Below are 16499 nucleotides of genomic sequence, written 5' to 3'. Positions count from 1 at the left end.
TTTGTAACACTTCTTTTTGTATCATAAATTAAATAATTTCTTAAAATTATTCTTTAAATATATATTTAAAAAGGGTACACCATGAAAAGAACAATTACACTCTCTTTATTAGTCTTCTCCTCTTTGTATGCATCAGAAATTGAACTTGCACCAATCAGCGTAGAATCCACAACACTCACAGACGTCGCACAAAATGCGCAGGTTTCTGCTGATGTCGCACAAGCGCTCGCTGATTCAGTTCCAAGTATAGACATGAGTCGCAGAAGCGGTATTGCCAATGACATCTTCATCCGCGGTCAAAAACGCGACAATATTTCCGTAGAAGTTGACGGTACAAAAATCTATGGAGCCTGCCCAAACAGAATGGATCCGCCGGTTTCACACATTGTAGCCAACCAGATTGATTCTATCGAAATAATCACAGGACCATATGATGTAACAACATACGGCAATTTAAGCGGTGGCGTGAAGATAAAAACAAAACAACCTACAAAAGATTTCAAAGCATCTGTTAATCTTGGTTTTGGTTCATGGAACTATAAAAAATTTGGTGCAAGTGCAAGCGGTGGCAATGATTTTATCCGTATGACTGCAACAGTTTCAACTGAATCCTCTGATCAGTATCATGACGGAAACGGTGACTCTTTAGCACAGCAGATTGACAAATACCAAGCAGCAAATTCTGCAACACTGGTTGGGTCCAAAGACCCAAGACTCCAACCTGCTTATTATGATATGCCTGCATACACAAAAAAAAGTGCCATGGCCAAAGCCTTTATCACAACTGCAAAAGATCAAGAACTTCGTTTAAGTGTCACAGCAAACAGAAGTGAGAATGTATTGTATGCAAACTCCAAAATGGATGCACTCTATGATGACTCAAATATATACTCAGTGGAATATAATATTGACAATGTAGCCAAAGGGTACAAAAATATCAATTTGCAATATTACCACTCTGATGTTGACCATCCAATGGGAACAAATTACAGAAACTCTTCTCTTGCAACAGGAAATATTAAAAACTGGCTGACAACAAATCTTGACGGTATCAAACTAAAAAACAGTTTTGACATCAACTCCTACAAACTTCTTATCGGTCTTGATGCTAGTAACAGAAAATGGAATGGACATTATGAGAAAAATGATTCAGCAGCACTCATAGGGTACAAGAAAAGTATCGACAATGCAGTAACAAAAAACACAGCACTCTTTGCAAAACTTGACAAAAATTTTGGTGCATTCAACCTTTCTCTTGGAACCAGAGTTGATGACACTATCATAACAAACGACAGCTATCAAGACAACGATTATCACTCGGTAGGTGCAAATATTCTTGGAACATATAATCTCAATCAAGAGAATAAAATCTTCTTTGGTATCGGACAGGCTTATCGTGTACCAGATGCCAGAGAACTTTACTTCTTCAGTTCTATGGGTAATCTTGTCGGAACCCCTGACCTTAAAAATGTCAGAAATCAAGAAGTTGATTTAGGATACGAAATCAATAATGACAGTTTCGAGTTTAAAATCAAAACTTTTTACTCAAAACTTAAAGATTATATCTACATCCAAAAAGGTGTAGCCGTAAATGCATTTCAAAATATTGACGCATATATTTATGGCGGAGAAGCCAGCGCATCTGTTTATCTGAGTGATGACATCTCCTTAGATATGAGTGCAGCCTATAAACGCGGGAAAAAAGATGCTCCCCTTGCAGGACAAACAAACACAAACCTGGCGGATATAGCACCGCTTGAGGGGGAAATTGCTCTTAACTATGAATATGCAAACCGTTCTATGGCAACAATTGACACTATGATGCGTAAACGCTGGACACAGATAGATGATGAAAACGGTGAACAGGTTCTAGCCGGCTGGGCAATACTCAATGCAAAAATAAAACATGCTGTCAGTAAAAAATTCGACTTCACTGTAGGGATGAATAATATACTCAACAAAACCTATGCAAGAAGCAATACATATGCAGACTTGGTACTTATTTCAGGTGGTACAACTGATGTTATGCTTATGAATGAACCGGGGCGTTACTTCTACACAAATTTGGATTTTAAATTTTAGGTACCTCATCCTGAGGTACTAACACTGCGCTAACACTTTTGTATTATACTTTTGAAAACTAAGGACAAAAGGATTCTACTCTATGCAAACAAAATATTTAAAAACACTTCTTAGCATATCTACTGTTGCAGCGACACTTCTTTTAAGTGGCTGCGGTTCATCATCTGACAGTACTGCTACAGCCACATCTCTCACTACAAGCGGGCAGCTTGTTGACAGTTTTGTCGCTGATGTCAACTATACATGTAGTGACGGTACAACAGGTGTGACCGATGAAAACGGCTCATTTACATGTACTGCACTTCCAGTAACGTTCAGTGTTGAAACACTTGAACTTGGAACAATTTACACACTTCCACAGGATGCTATGGTTTTTCCGCAAGATTTGACAGATGTAAACAGAACAGATCTCAATAACAGTGAAGTCATCGCAATTGCAGAATTTTTGCAGTCATGCGACGACAACAACAACACAAATGATGGTATTCGTATTCAGGCACAGGTACGCGAACAGCTTCGTCAAAGAGCACATGAAAAACTAACAGCAGAAAATCTTGATGCAATTGCTGCAGATTTAAACCTTACACTTGTCGACCAAGAAACAGCAATCCAACACCTTACCCAAACAACAGATTATGTCCAAAGTGTCATTTCGGCTCATGGATATTCAAGAAACTCAGCCGCACATCAGGGTAATGGAATTTCAGATACCGCTACTATGCAGACACAAACAACATCAGCAGTAACACAGGCACTGCTTTCACCTGCTTCTACTCTTACGCAAGAGGCAAAAGATACTCTGGCATATATGGGAAATGAAGAGCGTTTGGCACATGATATCTATATGACACTCTATAATTACCACCTTGAGAGCGGAATCGAAATTAAAACACTCTACAATATCGCAACAAATTCTGAGACAGTCCATACAACAGATATGCAACTTTTGATTAAAAAATATATCACTTCTTTAGATGAGTTTACCAATGTAGATGCAGCTCAAAATCTTCCGGATGCGAATTTAAGCTATTTAGATATGAGTGTAAGTGAATTACCGGCAGGACAATACAACATTCAGGCTATCCAAAATCTTTATGACACACTCGTAGCAAAAGGAAAACAGTCTCAACAAGATGCACTTGAAGTCGGATGTATGGTAGAGGTGACAGATATCAACGATCTTGATGAGGATATCGCCATTGCACAGGATTCAAATGCAAGCGATGTTGTCACCGTATTTAACTTTTTAAGAGACGGTAGTTATACACATTACTGGGCATTTGATACGGCACTCAAAAATATAGGTGTAACACAGGGATGTGCAGTCATTGGTGAAGAATACAATCATCCGGAGTACCCACAAGACACAGCATCTGCAACAGGAAACGGTCATCAATACGGACGACAGTAAAAAACTTCCTAAGCCCTTTTTTACCTAAAAAGGGCTAAAATCCAACCATGATAAAAAGATACCCAACTAAAAAAATATTTGTCGGTGATGTACCCGTCGGTGGTGATGCTCCTGTCTCCGTGCAGTCTATGACCTACTCGGACACACACAATGTTGCAGCAACGGTTGAGCAGATAAACCGCCTGCACTTTGCAGGAGCGGACATTGTCCGCGTTGCCGTTCCTGATATGGAAGACGCCCTTGCACTCAAAGCCATCAAAGCACAGATTTCACTCCCGCTTGTTGCAGATATTCACTTCAATTACAAACTTGCACTCATTGCAGCCGAATCTGTTGACTGCATCCGTTTCAACCCCGGAAATATCAGCGATAAAAGCAAAATAAGAGAGATAGTAAAAGCCTGTCAGGAACGAAATCTTCCTATTCGCATCGGTGTCAATGCCGGCAGCTTGGAAAAAGAGTTTGATGACAAATACGGTCCGACGGCAGAAGCAATGGTCGCTTCGGCAGAGTACAACATAAAGTACCTTGAAGACTTGGGTTTTGATGACATTAAAATATCGCTCAAAGCAAGCGATGTGCAAAGAACGGTTGAAGCCTACAGAATGCTGCGTCCAAAGAACCACTATCCGTTTCATTTGGGTGTAACAGAGGCGGGAACTATTTTTCATGCAACCGTTAAAAGTGCCATAGGCTTGGGAACACTTTTGCTTGAAGGTATCGGTGACACTATGCGCATAAGCATTACCGGCGAACTCGAAGAAGAGATCAAAGTCGGCCGTGCCATATTAAAAGACAGCGGCGTTGCAAAAGAGGGCTTAAATATCATCTCCTGCCCGACCTGCGGACGCATTGAAGCCGATTTGGTCTCAGCAGTAGCCGAAATAGAAAAAAGAACAGCCCACATAAAAGCACCGCTGGATGTAAGTGTCATGGGCTGTGTCGTCAATGCCATAGGCGAAGCAAAACATGCCGATGTTGCCATAGCCTACGGAAAAGGCAAAGGACTTGTCATGGTAAAAGGCGAAGTGGTTGCCAATTTGGATGAAAAAGAACTTGTCGACAGGTTTGTCAGCGAAGTGGAAGATATGGCTAAAAAATCATAAACCTTTGATATAAATTATGCTAAAATATGTCTAATACACAAAGGATGTTGCGTTATGACAAAAGAGTATATTTTAAACTTTTTAAAGAACAATAAACAACTTTTAAAAGAGAAATATAATGTCACTAAAATCGGACTGTTTGGAAGCTATGCACGTGATGAGGCAGAAGAAGAAAGTGACATCGACTTAGCTATTGAAACATCTAAAAAAGATTTTTTTATCAAATCTGATTTACAATATTTTTTAGAAGATACTTTCGGCACAAAAATAGATATAGGCTATTTAGACAGTATGAGAGAGTTTTATAGACGCCGTGTTGAAAAAGAGATACTTTATGTCTAAAAAAAGAGATGTTGAACTCTTTGTACTCGATATATTTATTGCTATATTTAAAATAAAAGCATATTCTTCCAACTTTTCATCAGCACAAGAATTATTACATGATTCTCTGCATTGGGATGCTACTATAAGACAATTAGAAATTATTGGTGAAGCCATTAAAAACCTACTTCAAACAAAACAGTTCCATCAATCTTCACCAAAATATTTTAGACAAATCATAGATTTTAGGAATATAGTTGCTCATGGTTATTTTGGTATTGATGAAGAAGAAGTTTGGAACGTTTTACAAGACAAAATTACTCCACTTCATGATGACCTAAAACAAATAACTATAAATATTTATAATTTAGGTGAAGCTTTCGACACTACTATTAACTATGATCTGAAAAATAGAGATGAAAAACTAAAAACATATTTAAAAAATTTACAAAAAGAATTAAACAATGCAAGATAACCTCTACAACCTCGCTTTTGAACGTTCCGTCTTAAGTTCCATAGTCTTTGAGCCGAGTCAGTTTGATGAACTGAGTGTCATACTGAAAAAAGATGATTTTTACCTGCCTGCTCATCAGGATATTTTTGCTGCAATGCTTACACTTTTGCAAAAAGACCAGCCAATCGATGAAGAGTTTATAAAAAAAGAGCTCATGAAGGCAAAAAAATTTGATGAACAGGTTTTGCTTGAAATTCTCTCTGCCAACCCTATTTCAAATACCAAAGCCTATGTTGATGAGATCAAAGACAAATCACTCAAACGCCATCTGCTGACACTCACGACCGAGATAAAAAGAGTGACTGTAGAAGAAGAACTGCCATCGGCCGAAGTGGTTGACATCGTAGAGAAAAAACTCTATGAAATCACCCAGGACAACCAGACAAGCGATTTTAAAGACTCTCCAAAAATGACCTTTGATACTATGGAATACATCAAAGAGATGAAAGCACGAGGAAACTCCGTACTCGTCGGTGTCGATACAGGCTTTAAAGAACTGAACAAAATGACAACAGGATTTGGCAAGGGAGACCTGGTTATCATCGCCGCTAGGCCGGCGATGGGCAAAACTTCTTTTATACTCAACACCGTTAACTCTCTTATACTCCAGGGTAAAGGTGTTGCCTTTTTCTCGCTTGAAATGCCGGCTGAACAGTTGATGCTGCGTCTGCTTTCTATTCAGACCTCCATTCCTTTGCAGAAGCTTCGTGTAGGGGACATGAATGATGACCAGTGGTCCAATCTTAACGGTGCCATAGACAGAATGAATGACGCAAAACTCTTTGTCGATGACCAGGGAAGTTTAAATATCAACCAGCTCCGCTCAAAACTCAGAAAACTCAAAAATCAGCATCCCGAAATTGAGATAGCCGTGATTGACTACCTGCAGATTATGCAGGGAATAGGCTCGCAGGACAGACACCTGCAGGTCTCAGAAATTTCGCGTGGACTCAAAATGCTCGCGCGTGAGCTTGAAATGCCGATAGTTGCACTCTCTCAGCTCAACCGTGGGCTTGAGAGCCGTAACGACAAGCGTCCGATGCTCAGCGATATTCGTGAATCTGGTTCAATAGAGCAGGATGCCGACATTATTTTATTTGTTTATCGTGATGATGTCTATCTCTACAAAGAAGAAAAAGAGCGTGAAAAAGCCGCAAAGGCCGAGGGCAAAGAGTTTACCTCAACCTATGTGGAAAAAGAGGAAGAGGATGCCGAAATCATCATCGGCAAACAAAGAAACGGTCCGACAGGGCATGTCAAACTCATCTTTCAAAAAAAGCTTACCCGTTTTGTGGACGCACCGGGTTATGCACAGGGGGTTGAGACCGTCTATGAAAATGTAGATACAAAATCGGCCAATATCGAGATGCCACAGGTAGAGATGCCCTCTATCTAAATGCAAATAATTGAGAAAGTAACACTTTTTAGTGCAAAAAGAGATTACTTTCTCTTTGTGGGACTTATGCTCACGCTTCTTAGTTTTTCCTTCTCTTATGAGTACTACAAATACAAACAGCTCACAAAATTTGATTCCCAACTTTCTGACGTCACAGTTGTAAAAGCCTACAATAAAACAAAGTTGACAAAAAATGGAAAGATAAAAAGCTATAAAATTTTAAAACTCAGGAGTGATGACGGATTTGTTTTTTATACAACCGCAAAGAAAAATCTTCACAACCTTCAAAACAAACGCTTACATGTAGAACTGTGGGCGGGGAACATCAGCTTCAAAGAGTATCTCAAAGGTTTTTTTGCCTTTAGCAAAATACTCAAAATTTATAAAAAGCCTACTTTCAAACAAAAAACGGCCTCGTTTATAGATGCACAGCACGCAAGCAGTGAAATTGCCAAACTCTACAAGGCACTGTTTTTGGCGCTTCCCCTCCCAACATCTATACAGACACAGTTTTCCAACCTCGGTATTTCACACCTCATCGCCATCAGCGGTTTTCATTTGGGTGTTTTAGCTACTCTTTTGTTTTTTCTGTTTAAGTACCCTTATAAATTTTTGCAAAACAGATACTTTCCCTACAGAAGCTACAAAAGAGACAGTTTTTTCTTTATCAGCCTGGTTTTGCTTGGCTATTTGCTCTTTTTGGATTCGCCGCCCTCACTGCTGAGAGCCTATGTAATGCTTGTCGTCGGTTTTGTATTGTATGACAGAGGCATGCAAATCATCTCGATGCAGACACTCCTGCTTACCGTGCTTTTGATTCTTGCACTTTTTCCAAAACTTCTGCTCAGTATAGGTTTTTGGCTTTCGGTAAGTGGCGTTTTTTACATCTTTTTATTTCTGCTGCATTGTAAGGAGTGCAGTAAGCTTACACAGTTTCTGCTCCTGCCGTTTTGGGTTTACTTGATGATGCTTCCTTTTTCTATGGCAATATTTGGCAACTTCAGCCTGTATCATCCCCTTTCAATTCTCTGGACAACACTTTTTACGCTCTTTTACCCCTTGGCAATTGCATTACATATAATGGGCCTGGGAAATCTTTTAGATGCACCTCTAAGTTATCTCTTACATGTAAACGCACATGCCCTGCAACACACACTTGCAAAAGTTTATCTTATTGCAGAAATTGTGCTTTCACTCGCAGCCGTATTTAGCAAAAAAGCACTCTATGCCTTACTCGGCTATACGCTGCTTCTTTTTGTATATTTCATCTATAATGTGGCATAGTTTCAAACCATACAAAAAGATAATCCACGAAACATAAATCCACAAAAACAAAAACATCAAAATAGCAAAGGAACCGTACATTGTTGTGTAGGATTTGTTTAAAAAGACATAGTAGATAAAAGCATTTTTACTGACACTGAAAATTACAGAGACAATAAAAGAACTGATAAGTGAAGCTTTTGGATTTATTTTTGCATTGGCGGCAATTTGAAATATCAAAAAGAAAAGTCCCCAAATGATGATGTAGGGAACCAGAGGCAAAATATTAAGCCCTGAAGTCAAAGAATTTGAAGCCATAAGGGTGGCAATGTAGCCTGTAATATAAAAAGAGATGCCAAGTGCAACAGGCGTGAGTGTCAGCAGTGTCCAGTAGGTCGTAATGCTCTCCCACAAAGTTCTTGGTTTTGCATGAAAAATTCTGTTGGCAATGTATTCAAAATTTTTAAAAAACAAAAGAGAAGAGACTAAGATTGCCACAAATCCTATGGCTCCCATTTTAGAAGCGTTTTGTAAAAATCCGTTTATCTGAAACATAACCGTGTCCGAATTCACAGGCATCAAATTGGAAAATATAAAGCCCTGAATTTTTTCATAATAATCGGCAAAAGAGGGCAAGGCAGTCAAAATAGCCATCACAATCAACAAAAGAGGAATAATGGTAAAGATCGTATAAAAGCTCAAACTTGCCGCAAAAAGTGTGAGCTCTTTATCAATAAAAGAGCTGACAAACAGTTGAACAGGCTTAAAGTATTTTGTCAGCTTTTCATTCATGACCTATTAGTCAAGCCCCATTTTTGCAGGATTTAAAATATTGTTCGGATCAAATGCTTTTTTGATGGATTTAAAAAGTGCCATCTCCGCATCTGTAAACGCCATTTTCATGTACGGTGCTTTTGCAAGCCCTATTCCATGCTCACCAGAGAGTGTTCCGCCCAAATCAATTGTTGCCTGAAACACCTCTTCTATGGCTTTATAGGCAATTTTTACCTGCTCAGGGTCGCTGCCGTCAACCATGACATTTGTATGCACATTTCCGTCACCCGTATGTCCGAAACACGGGATTTTGACATTGTATTTGTCCGCTATTGCATAAAATCTCTCTAGCAGTTCCGGCAGTGCCGAACGGGGCACTGTTACATCTTCATTGAGTTTTTTACTGCCGTAAATGCTGAGTGACGGCGAAGCATTTCGACGGGCAAACCAGATGTCTGCCGCCTCTTTGTCATCTTTTGCCACTTTAAAGTCACTGCATCCGTTTTCACGGAATACTTTTTCAATCTGTGCAAGTTGAAAATCCAGATCATCTTCAAGATTGCCGTCAACATCCGTAACAAGCAAAGCGCCCGCATCAACCGGCAGACCTTTATGAAAGGTCTCCTCCACGGCTCGAATCGTCAAATTGTCCAAAAACTCCATGGCAACCGGAGTAATACCGCTTGCCATTGTTTTGTAAACTGCTTCCATTGCCTCATTGACAGTCGGAAAGATTCCCATTGCCGTTTTTCGTCATTTTCGGCTTTGGTATCAGCTTGAGCGTGATTTCTGTAAGCACTGCCAAGGTGCCTTCACTCGCGATCAATATCCCGCTTATGTTATATCCTGCCACATCTTTAATGGTTCTTTTTCCTGCTTTTATCACATCACCGTTTGGCAAAACAGCCCGTGTTGCCATGACATAGTCTTTTGTAATACCGTACTTTGCAGCACGCATCCCGCCGGCATTTTCACTCACATTTCCACCGATGGTAGAGTAATCCTGACTCGCAGGATCAGGCGGATAAAACAGCCCCACCTCTTCTACTCTCTTTTGCAGGTCCATATTGATCACACCGGGCTGAACAATGGCGACCATATTTTTCATATCTATTTCAAGAATTTTATTCATATGTTTTTCCATTGCCAGGACGATTCCGCCTTTGCTTGGAAGTGCTCCGCCCGTAAAACCGGAACCGGCACCGCGCGGTACTATAATAATCTGATGTTCATTACAGTATTTGAGTATTTCACTGACATCCTCTTCATTTCGCGGAAAAACAACCGCATCGGGTTCAAAATGTTCCCGTGTCGCATCATACGAATAGGCAAGCAGATGTGCCTTGTCACTGTAAATATTCTCTTCACCTACAATATTTGTAAAGTGTTGTAAATGTTTTTTATCTATCATCTTGTTTTCCTGTTTCAAATTCATCAAGTAAGTAATGCAAAGAAGCATCACCGTTTTTTATAATATTATAAAGCTCTTTGTTCGTTTTGTTGTTTGCAACCAACAGTTCATAATAGTGTGGCGCATAACTTTTGAGTCTCGAACTCCCCGCTCCCCACCATGCAGCATCAATGTTGTTGACACGCGTATAAAAAGGCAGATGTACTTTGTCCTGCTTGAGTTTTGCATCACTGATACTCAGGATTTTAAAACTTTTGATGTCGAGCGTATATACTTTTTGGTTGAGATATATAAAAAGCAATCCCACACTGCCGGCATCTGCCATCGCTTCAAAGTCCTCTTTTAAAGGTGTCGGATGTCCCCGGAAAGAAAGAACCGTTGCAAAAAGATCCGGATGAATCCATTGTGTCTGCACACTCTTGGCAATTCTATAATAAATCTCTTCATTGGGAGCGATAAGCAGTGAACGGGAGTAGCCAAATGCCAACTCGACCGTATCACCCACTTGCACTTGCCATTTTCCGTGAGGCAGTGCACTGTTTTGCAGAGCAGTAAATGCACTCATTTTGATTGTTGCCGTCTTTGTTTGTGCATTAAAACTCTGCACAACAGCATTTTTAACAATGGCACTGTGTTCAGGGCTAATGTGATGTACAACAAAACCGCTGACACCGACATCTATCTTGTCTGTTTTTATTGTTGCAGTTTCATTTTGATTATCAACTGAGACTACAGGTGATTTTATAACAGCGCCAAAAACTTCCAACGCAAGTATCGTGAATAAAAGTATATATTTCATGTTTCTTCTTTGATTTTTTGTTTATGATTATATCAAACAAACCTCAGACTAAGCCAAAATTTGATAATCTTTGCAAATTATTTATTCTAGGCTTATATTTATGATACGATTTTTCATATTTTTTTTACTGATTACCTCCTCTTTTGCTGCCCATGTGGACAGATACCGGTGGAGTAACGGAGAAACTTATCTGGATTTTTTACAAAATCACAATCTTCCGTTGCGACCGCTCTACTACAATCTTGACAAGGATGACCAAAGACTCACAGAGGAGATGCGTGCAGGCATTCATTATCAGATTTTAAAAGATAACAAAGAAGAGATAGAACAGATTTTACTGCCTTTGAATGATGAACTGCAAATCCATATATACAAAGATGACAAAAGCTACAAATTTGAAGCCATTCCCATTATAAGCACAACAAAAACAGAAGCTTTTTACACAACAATAACAAGTTCACCGATGTACAATATTTTAAAAGAAACAGGTTCAAAAAAACTGGCACAAATTTTTGTTGCCAGTTTCAAACACTCATTAAACTTTAAAAACGACATTCGCAAAGGTGATGAACTTGTCATGATTTATGAACAAAAATATCGTCTGGGAGAGCCTTTTTCCATGCCTGCTTTAAAAGTCGCCATGATAGAGATGCACCATAAAAAACACTTTATCTACCTCAACAGTGACGGACGTTATTATGATGAAAAAGCCCATGAGGTCGAAGGATTTTTACTGGCCCGTCCGGTAAGGGGAGCCAGAATATCTTCTTATTTTACAAAAAGGAGATGGCACCCTGTACTGCATAAATGGAAGGCACATTTGGGCGTTGACTATGCTGCAAGACGCGGAACACCGGTTATTGCAGCGGGCAGAGGTGTCATTGTATGGGCTTCAAGAATGGGAAGCTATGGAAATTTGATAAAAATACGCCATGCTGACGGCTATGAAACACGCTATGCCCACTTAAAATCATTCCGCAGGGGTATTCACAGGGGCAAACGTGTAAAAAAAGGGCAGACTATAGGCTATGTCGGCTCTACAGGCCGCTCTACCGGACCACATCTGCATTTTGAACTCAGGAAAAGAGGACGTGCAATCAACCCGCTCAGAGTTGTACAGGTAACGACCAAAAAGCTCAAAGGCAAAGCAAAAAAAGCATTTTTACGATTAAAGAAAAACTATGATGAAAGTGTCAATCTTCACCTCAACAACAAAACAGCCTATAAAAAACGCCCGCCTTTTGAAAACATGTCCTATATTCATCTTTTAAAGGAAAAAAGCAATGGGTAAAATAACTTCCATAAAAGAGCTCAAAGAACCAAATTTTGTCAAACCGGTGGAGATAAACTACACACAAAACGGCAAAGAAAAAAGATGGGAAGCCGTACTTTCGCATGACAGTGTTGCCATACTCCTCTACCATAGACAAAAAGATGCCTTTGTGCTTGTCAAACAGCTTCGCGCTACCGTGCTTAACAAAAATCAAAACAACGGTTACATGTATGAACTCTGTGCCGGCATTGTTGACAAAGAGTGTTCCATAGAGCAAATAGCCAAAGAGGAAATTTTGGAAGAGTGCGGATATGATCTGCCTGTGCAAAATCTGGAAAAAATCAGTGCTTTTTACACCAGTGTCGGCATATCGGGGACCTATCAGACACTCTACTATGCCGAAATTGACGAACATATGAAAATAAATGAAGGCGGTGGTCTTGAAGAGGAAGAAATCGAGGTCATTTACATCCCCGTATCTGAAGCAAAAAAGTTTATGTTTGATGAACGCTATCAAAAAACAACCGGTGTTTCTTTGGCTTTTTACTGGTTTTTTGATACAAAAAAAGTCGGCACTAAAGTATGTCTTAGAAAAAACTAAATTTTTTTCTGCAGTGCGGGCTTTGCGGCATGAAAGTTCAAAAGATGAAGCAAAGACATCAGTCGGCACTGAAGTACCGATTCCTGGATCATCCCCCCTCTCGGCATCCAGACTTTAGTCTCAATGCCATTAAGTTAAGCGGCTTTTTCGGAACCCGTACTTCAGTACGGGCTTTGTGTCTTTCAAGACTAAGGCCTAGGTTCCAAAAGAATATCGAACTTTTTTCTTAACTTAATGGTATTGAGACTTTAGTCTTGGCTTTGAGGCATTACAGCCAAAAATCCCTCATATGAACTACCCAAACTCTATGGGGTCCATATCTATTTCTGCCAAAGCCACTTTAGCTTTTTTTACTGCTTTTATGATATCGGTGCTTTTATCAGCCCGCAAAAGTATCTCAAATCTGTACTTGTTCGCCACTTTTTCTATGGCACATTTTTTTGCACCGACAATTTCCACACCTTTACATGTAAGCAGATTTTCATGCATTTTTCGCATCTGTTCTTGTGCTTTTGCTCCGTTTTTATGGGCAAACAAAATACGACACAGTTTTTTATAAGGCGGGTAAAGTTCTTTTCTGAAAACCTTTTCTTCTTCCAAAAAGTCTTCATATTTTTCTATATATGCTTTGAAAAAATCTTCATTGAAAGTCTGCACAATGACCTTTGCATCTTTTGCCCGTCCGCTTCGTCCGGCTACCTGAATCAAAGAAGCAAGCGCTTTTTCCCGCGCACGGTAATCACCCATGTTCAGCATGTTGTCCATACCCAAAACCACAGCCAAAGTGACTCCGTGATAATCATGCCCTTTTGAGAGCATTTGAGTGCCGACAAGAATATCACTCTCTTTGTCATTAAAACGCTTTAATGCTTTTTTGAGTTTATTCGCGGTTGTGATGACATCTCTGTCAAACTGTTCTATTTTTGTTTCTGGAAAAATTTCACTTAAAATTTTTGCCGCTTCTGCCGTTCCAAGTCTAGAACTGGACAAATTCTGACTGTGACACTCCGGACAGACTTGCGGTATAGCCTGCGTAAAATTACAATAGTGGCATTTAAGTGCGCGTGAATGCTGATGTACGCTCATACCGACACTGCAAAAGGCACATTTTATAGTATGCCCGCAGTCTTGACACTGCAAATATTTAAAATTGGCACGTGTGGGCAAAAAGACAATGGACTGCTCTTTTTTTTCAATAACTTCTTGCAAATTTTTCAGAATCAAAGGCGAAAGAGTTTCCGCACTTTTTTCATATATAAATTTTTTATCTGCACTGAAATGTCCCCCTTTGAGCCTGAAATGAGGAAATTTCACATATGAGTTCAGTGAGGGTGTCGCACTGCCAAGCACTACGGGAACAGCATATAATTTTCCCATATATATGGCCAGATCTCTTGCATTGTATCGCGGTCTTGAAGATGACTTATAACTCTCATCATGCTCCTCATCTACAACAATGAGTCCCAGATTTTTGACAGGCAAAAAAAGAGCTGAACGGGCACCTGCAATGATTTTTGCTTCACCTGCATATATTTTTTCCAGTGCTTTTTTCTTTGCCAATGGGGTGAGTTTTGAATGCCACATCACAAAATCTTCACCAAAATGTTCTTTGAGACGTTTGGACATCTGCGGTGTCAGAGAGATTTCAGGCATTAAAAAGATGGATGTTTTTTCTTCTTGAATCATCTGTTCAAAGTATTTCATATAGACTTCTGTTTTTCCGCTGCCTGTATCGCCGAAAAGAAGGGAGACTTTGTGTTGTTTTAAGAAGGTGAGTGCTTTTTCCTGTTTTGATGAAAGTATAATTTTTGAGGTACTTTTTATGTCCTTATGACGTGCAGCCCAGACTGAAGTCTGGGTTCCGAGGGCTGCGGCCTCAGTTTCATTTGCATCCGGAACCGGTACTTCAGTGCCGGCTGATTTATGCGGCAATATTAAAGCCAAAGCATCTCCGAGTGAGCAGATATAATAAGAGGCTATAAACTTTGCCAAAATGAGCTGTTTGTCTGAAAAACAAAATGCACTCACTTCTAAAATTTCATGTGTTTTAAAATCAGGCTGTTTACATGTAGCAATAACAACGCCGTTTACTACTCTGTTTCTTACATGTACAGTGACACGGGTGCCGATTTCTATCTCTTGTTCTGAGTGATAGGTAAACTCACCAAGTGGTGAACCTATGAGTGCTATATTGTAGTAATTTATACGCAAATTTAAAAAGATTTATTTACACTATATGATACAGTACTAACTATCAATTTCGATTATTTGTTTTGTTCCGTATATTATTGTAGCTGCAAAAAGAACTGCTACTGCTACAATTGCAATTGTTGCCAAATCCATTTTATAAATCCTTTAATCTTTTTATATTCGAATGAATACTCCGTGATATTATAATAAATAAAGTCAAAAGAGAATTGTTATATTATTGGAAACATACAACCTTGATACACCTGTACCCAGTGTTAATATAATAGCGACTAGAATATTCAAATAACTCTTCAGTGCGCCAATATGCTCTTTTATCTCATCTATTTTAGCCATACTTAATTATACTCGAATTTCGATTAATTATTTAGTCTACAAGTTTATCGCAAATTGTATCTTGACCGGTATTTAAATCAAATCTACCTGTTGTAGGGCTATAGGTAAAGGCACAGTTTTTACCGCCCACTTTATATACATAATGTAAATAAGGTGCAGTATTGTCTGTTGTGCTCCAATGTCCGTCAGTTGTTGCTGCAGTCACTCCATACATCAAAAGTTCTCTGCCTACTGTTCCGTTTCCGTCAAAAAGAGTTGTACTGTTTTGACTCAAACCCGATATATAATCCGGATCGCCTTGAATAATATGTGCCTGTCTGTCTGTAATTATAGCAGAGCGTATAGAGGCAATATCTGCACGTCCTTTGCTTATCTGGGCATCTGTTCTTGTTGCAGCAAACTTGGGAATGGCAATACTTGCCAAGATACCCAACACAACAATGACAAAGACAAGCTCTATCATTGTAAAAGCGTTTTGCAACGAGTGCCCTTGGGCTGCCTGTTTTGATTTTTTCATAAACATATAACCTTTTTTCAATAAGTAACAGATGTTCCGCGGAGTTTCATAGGGTATTGCGTGGCATCTATTGCACTTTGCAGTGCTGTACAGAGTGTATCACTGCCGGCATTACCAAAAGAGAGTGTTAAATTATCATCATTTGGACCTGTCTGTATCTGTATTGTAGCACAATCATTTACAGAACCCACTTTAAAAACTGCTTTCTTATCTGCTGTAGAAATAGCCGCTTCTCCTGTGTTTTCCAAGGAAGATATGGCATTGGACATTACAGACAAATTGTTTTCAGTTTTTGCTTTACTCATTGCATACGAAGCAATTTCAGATGCCCCTGTCATTATATTCATTGCTATTTTAGAAACTTGTGCATCGCCTCTTGTTGCAGAGAGTTTTGGAAGTGCTACAGCTGCCAAGATACCTAAAATAACAATGACAAATATGAGTTCTATCATTGTAAATGCTCTGTGAAAACCTGTATGCATAAAAA

14 protein-coding genes and 1 pseudogene are annotated in these 16499 nt (G+C 39.3%); 9 read left to right on the top strand and 6 right to left on the bottom strand.

Features of this window, described 5'->3' with window-relative positions:
* The first annotated feature begins 81 nt into the window (after window positions 1-81).
* From MLC44_RS01945 to MLC44_RS01915, 7 genes are all read left to right on the top strand, one after another.
* A complete protein-coding gene (locus MLC44_RS01945) occupies window positions 82-2082 on the top strand; it encodes a TonB-dependent receptor domain-containing protein (RefSeq protein WP_434658219.1) in 2001 nt (666 codons plus the stop codon).
* An 82-nt stretch (window positions 2083-2164) separates the two neighbouring features.
* A complete protein-coding gene (locus tag MLC44_RS01940; protein ID WP_434658217.1) occupies window positions 2165-3493 on the top strand; it encodes a DUF2202 domain-containing protein in 1329 nt (442 codons plus the stop codon).
* Window positions 3494-3540: 47 nt separating this feature from the next.
* On the top strand, window positions 3541-4599 hold the full coding sequence (gene ispG, locus MLC44_RS01935; protein WP_346389266.1) for a flavodoxin-dependent (E)-4-hydroxy-3-methylbut-2-enyl-diphosphate synthase: 1059 nt from the start codon (window positions 3541-3543) through the stop codon (window positions 4597-4599).
* 54 nt (window positions 4600-4653) lie between these two features.
* Complete coding sequence (locus MLC44_RS01930) at window positions 4654-4941, top strand: nucleotidyltransferase family protein (protein WP_346389265.1); 288 nt, start codon at window positions 4654-4656, stop codon at window positions 4939-4941.
* Window positions 4934-5395 (top strand): HepT-like ribonuclease domain-containing protein, encoded by a 462-nt coding sequence (locus tag MLC44_RS01925; RefSeq protein WP_151901125.1) that lies wholly within the window; start codon window positions 4934-4936, stop codon window positions 5393-5395. Before MLC44_RS01930 ends, MLC44_RS01925 begins: the two co-directional genes overlap by 8 nt.
* Window positions 5385-6830: a replicative DNA helicase gene (locus MLC44_RS01920; protein ID WP_346389264.1), complete on the top strand. Its 1446-nt coding sequence runs from the start codon at window positions 5385-5387 to the stop codon at window positions 6828-6830. Before MLC44_RS01925 ends, MLC44_RS01920 begins: the two co-directional genes overlap by 11 nt.
* Window positions 6831-8114, top strand: a complete 1284-nt coding sequence (locus tag MLC44_RS01915; protein WP_346389263.1) for a ComEC/Rec2 family competence protein — start codon at window positions 6831-6833, stop codon at window positions 8112-8114.
* Here the strand turns inward: MLC44_RS01915 and MLC44_RS01910 are convergent.
* From MLC44_RS01910 to MLC44_RS01900, 3 genes and pseudogenes are all read right to left on the bottom strand, one after another.
* Window positions 8061-8885, bottom strand: coding sequence for a YihY family inner membrane protein (locus MLC44_RS01910; protein ID WP_346389262.1), 825 nt, complete (start codon window positions 8883-8885; stop codon window positions 8061-8063). The two genes, MLC44_RS01915 and MLC44_RS01910, sit on opposite strands and share 54 nt — an antisense overlap.
* A 6-nt stretch (window positions 8886-8891) precedes the next feature.
* Window positions 8892-10278: pseudogene (locus tag MLC44_RS01905) on the bottom strand (FAD-linked oxidase C-terminal domain-containing protein).
* Complete coding sequence (locus tag MLC44_RS01900; protein ID WP_434658215.1) at window positions 10268-11077, bottom strand: plasminogen-binding N-terminal domain-containing protein; 810 nt, start codon at window positions 11075-11077, stop codon at window positions 10268-10270. Before MLC44_RS01900 ends, MLC44_RS01905 begins: the two are co-directional and overlap by 11 nt.
* Before the next feature lie 100 nt (window positions 11078-11177).
* Here MLC44_RS01900 and MLC44_RS01895 point away from each other — a divergent pair, with 100 nt between their 5' ends.
* Together MLC44_RS01895 and MLC44_RS01890 are read left to right on the top strand one after the other, a co-directional pair.
* Window positions 11178-12368, top strand: a complete 1191-nt coding sequence (locus MLC44_RS01895) for a peptidoglycan DD-metalloendopeptidase family protein (RefSeq protein ID WP_346389259.1) — start codon at window positions 11178-11180, stop codon at window positions 12366-12368.
* Window positions 12361-12951 (top strand): NUDIX domain-containing protein, encoded by a 591-nt coding sequence (locus MLC44_RS01890; RefSeq protein ID WP_434658212.1) that lies wholly within the window; start codon window positions 12361-12363, stop codon window positions 12949-12951. The genes MLC44_RS01895 and MLC44_RS01890 overlap by 8 nt, the downstream gene beginning before the upstream one ends.
* Window positions 12952-13245: 294 nt before the next feature.
* Here MLC44_RS01890 and MLC44_RS01885 read toward each other — a convergent pair whose 3' ends face one another.
* The 3 genes from MLC44_RS01885 to MLC44_RS01875 form a co-directional block, all read right to left on the bottom strand.
* Window positions 13246-15156 (bottom strand): primosomal protein N', encoded by a 1911-nt coding sequence (locus tag MLC44_RS01885; protein WP_434658901.1) that lies wholly within the window; start codon window positions 15154-15156, stop codon window positions 13246-13248.
* Window positions 15157-15526: 370 nt separating this feature from the next.
* A complete protein-coding gene (locus MLC44_RS01880; protein ID WP_434637510.1) occupies window positions 15527-16012 on the bottom strand; it encodes a type II secretion system protein in 486 nt (161 codons plus the stop codon).
* Window positions 16013-16029: 17 nt separating this feature from the next.
* Complete coding sequence (locus MLC44_RS01875; RefSeq protein ID WP_346389255.1) at window positions 16030-16494, bottom strand: type II secretion system protein; 465 nt, start codon at window positions 16492-16494, stop codon at window positions 16030-16032.
* Window positions 16495-16499 lie beyond the last annotated feature (5 nt).

The sequence above is a fragment of the Sulfurimonas sp. NW9 genome (assembly GCF_051132275.1).
Taxonomy (GTDB): domain Bacteria; phylum Campylobacterota; class Campylobacteria; order Campylobacterales; family Sulfurimonadaceae; genus Sulfurimonas; species Sulfurimonas hydrogeniphila.
This window is presented reverse-complemented; position numbering and strand designations above follow the sequence as displayed.

Coding starts and splice junctions, on each gene's coding strand:
- MLC44_RS01880 (WP_434637510.1), bottom strand. CDS start 16,012: ATGAAAAAATCAAAACAGGCAGCCCAAGGGCACTCGTTGCAAAACGCT.
- MLC44_RS01890 (WP_434658212.1), top strand. CDS start 12,361: ATGGGTAAAATAACTTCCATAAAAGAGCTCAAAGAACCAAATTTTGTC.
- MLC44_RS01900 (WP_434658215.1), bottom strand. CDS start 11,077: ATGAAATATATACTTTTATTCACGATACTTGCGTTGGAAGTTTTTGGC.
- MLC44_RS01940 (WP_434658217.1), top strand. CDS start 2,165: ATGCAAACAAAATATTTAAAAACACTTCTTAGCATATCTACTGTTGCA.
- MLC44_RS01910 (WP_346389262.1), bottom strand. CDS start 8,885: ATGAATGAAAAGCTGACAAAATACTTTAAGCCTGTTCAACTGTTTGTC.
- MLC44_RS01895 (WP_346389259.1), top strand. CDS start 11,178: ATGATACGATTTTTCATATTTTTTTTACTGATTACCTCCTCTTTTGCT.
- MLC44_RS01875 (WP_346389255.1), bottom strand. CDS start 16,494: ATGCATACAGGTTTTCACAGAGCATTTACAATGATAGAACTCATATTT.
- MLC44_RS01925 (WP_151901125.1), top strand. CDS start 4,934: ATGTCTAAAAAAAGAGATGTTGAACTCTTTGTACTCGATATATTTATT.
- MLC44_RS01945 (WP_434658219.1), top strand. CDS start 82: ATGAAAAGAACAATTACACTCTCTTTATTAGTCTTCTCCTCTTTGTAT.
- MLC44_RS01915 (WP_346389263.1), top strand. CDS start 6,831: ATGCAAATAATTGAGAAAGTAACACTTTTTAGTGCAAAAAGAGATTAC.
- MLC44_RS01920 (WP_346389264.1), top strand. CDS start 5,385: ATGCAAGATAACCTCTACAACCTCGCTTTTGAACGTTCCGTCTTAAGT.
- ispG (WP_346389266.1), top strand. CDS start 3,541: ATGATAAAAAGATACCCAACTAAAAAAATATTTGTCGGTGATGTACCC.
- MLC44_RS01930 (WP_346389265.1), top strand. CDS start 4,654: ATGACAAAAGAGTATATTTTAAACTTTTTAAAGAACAATAAACAACTT.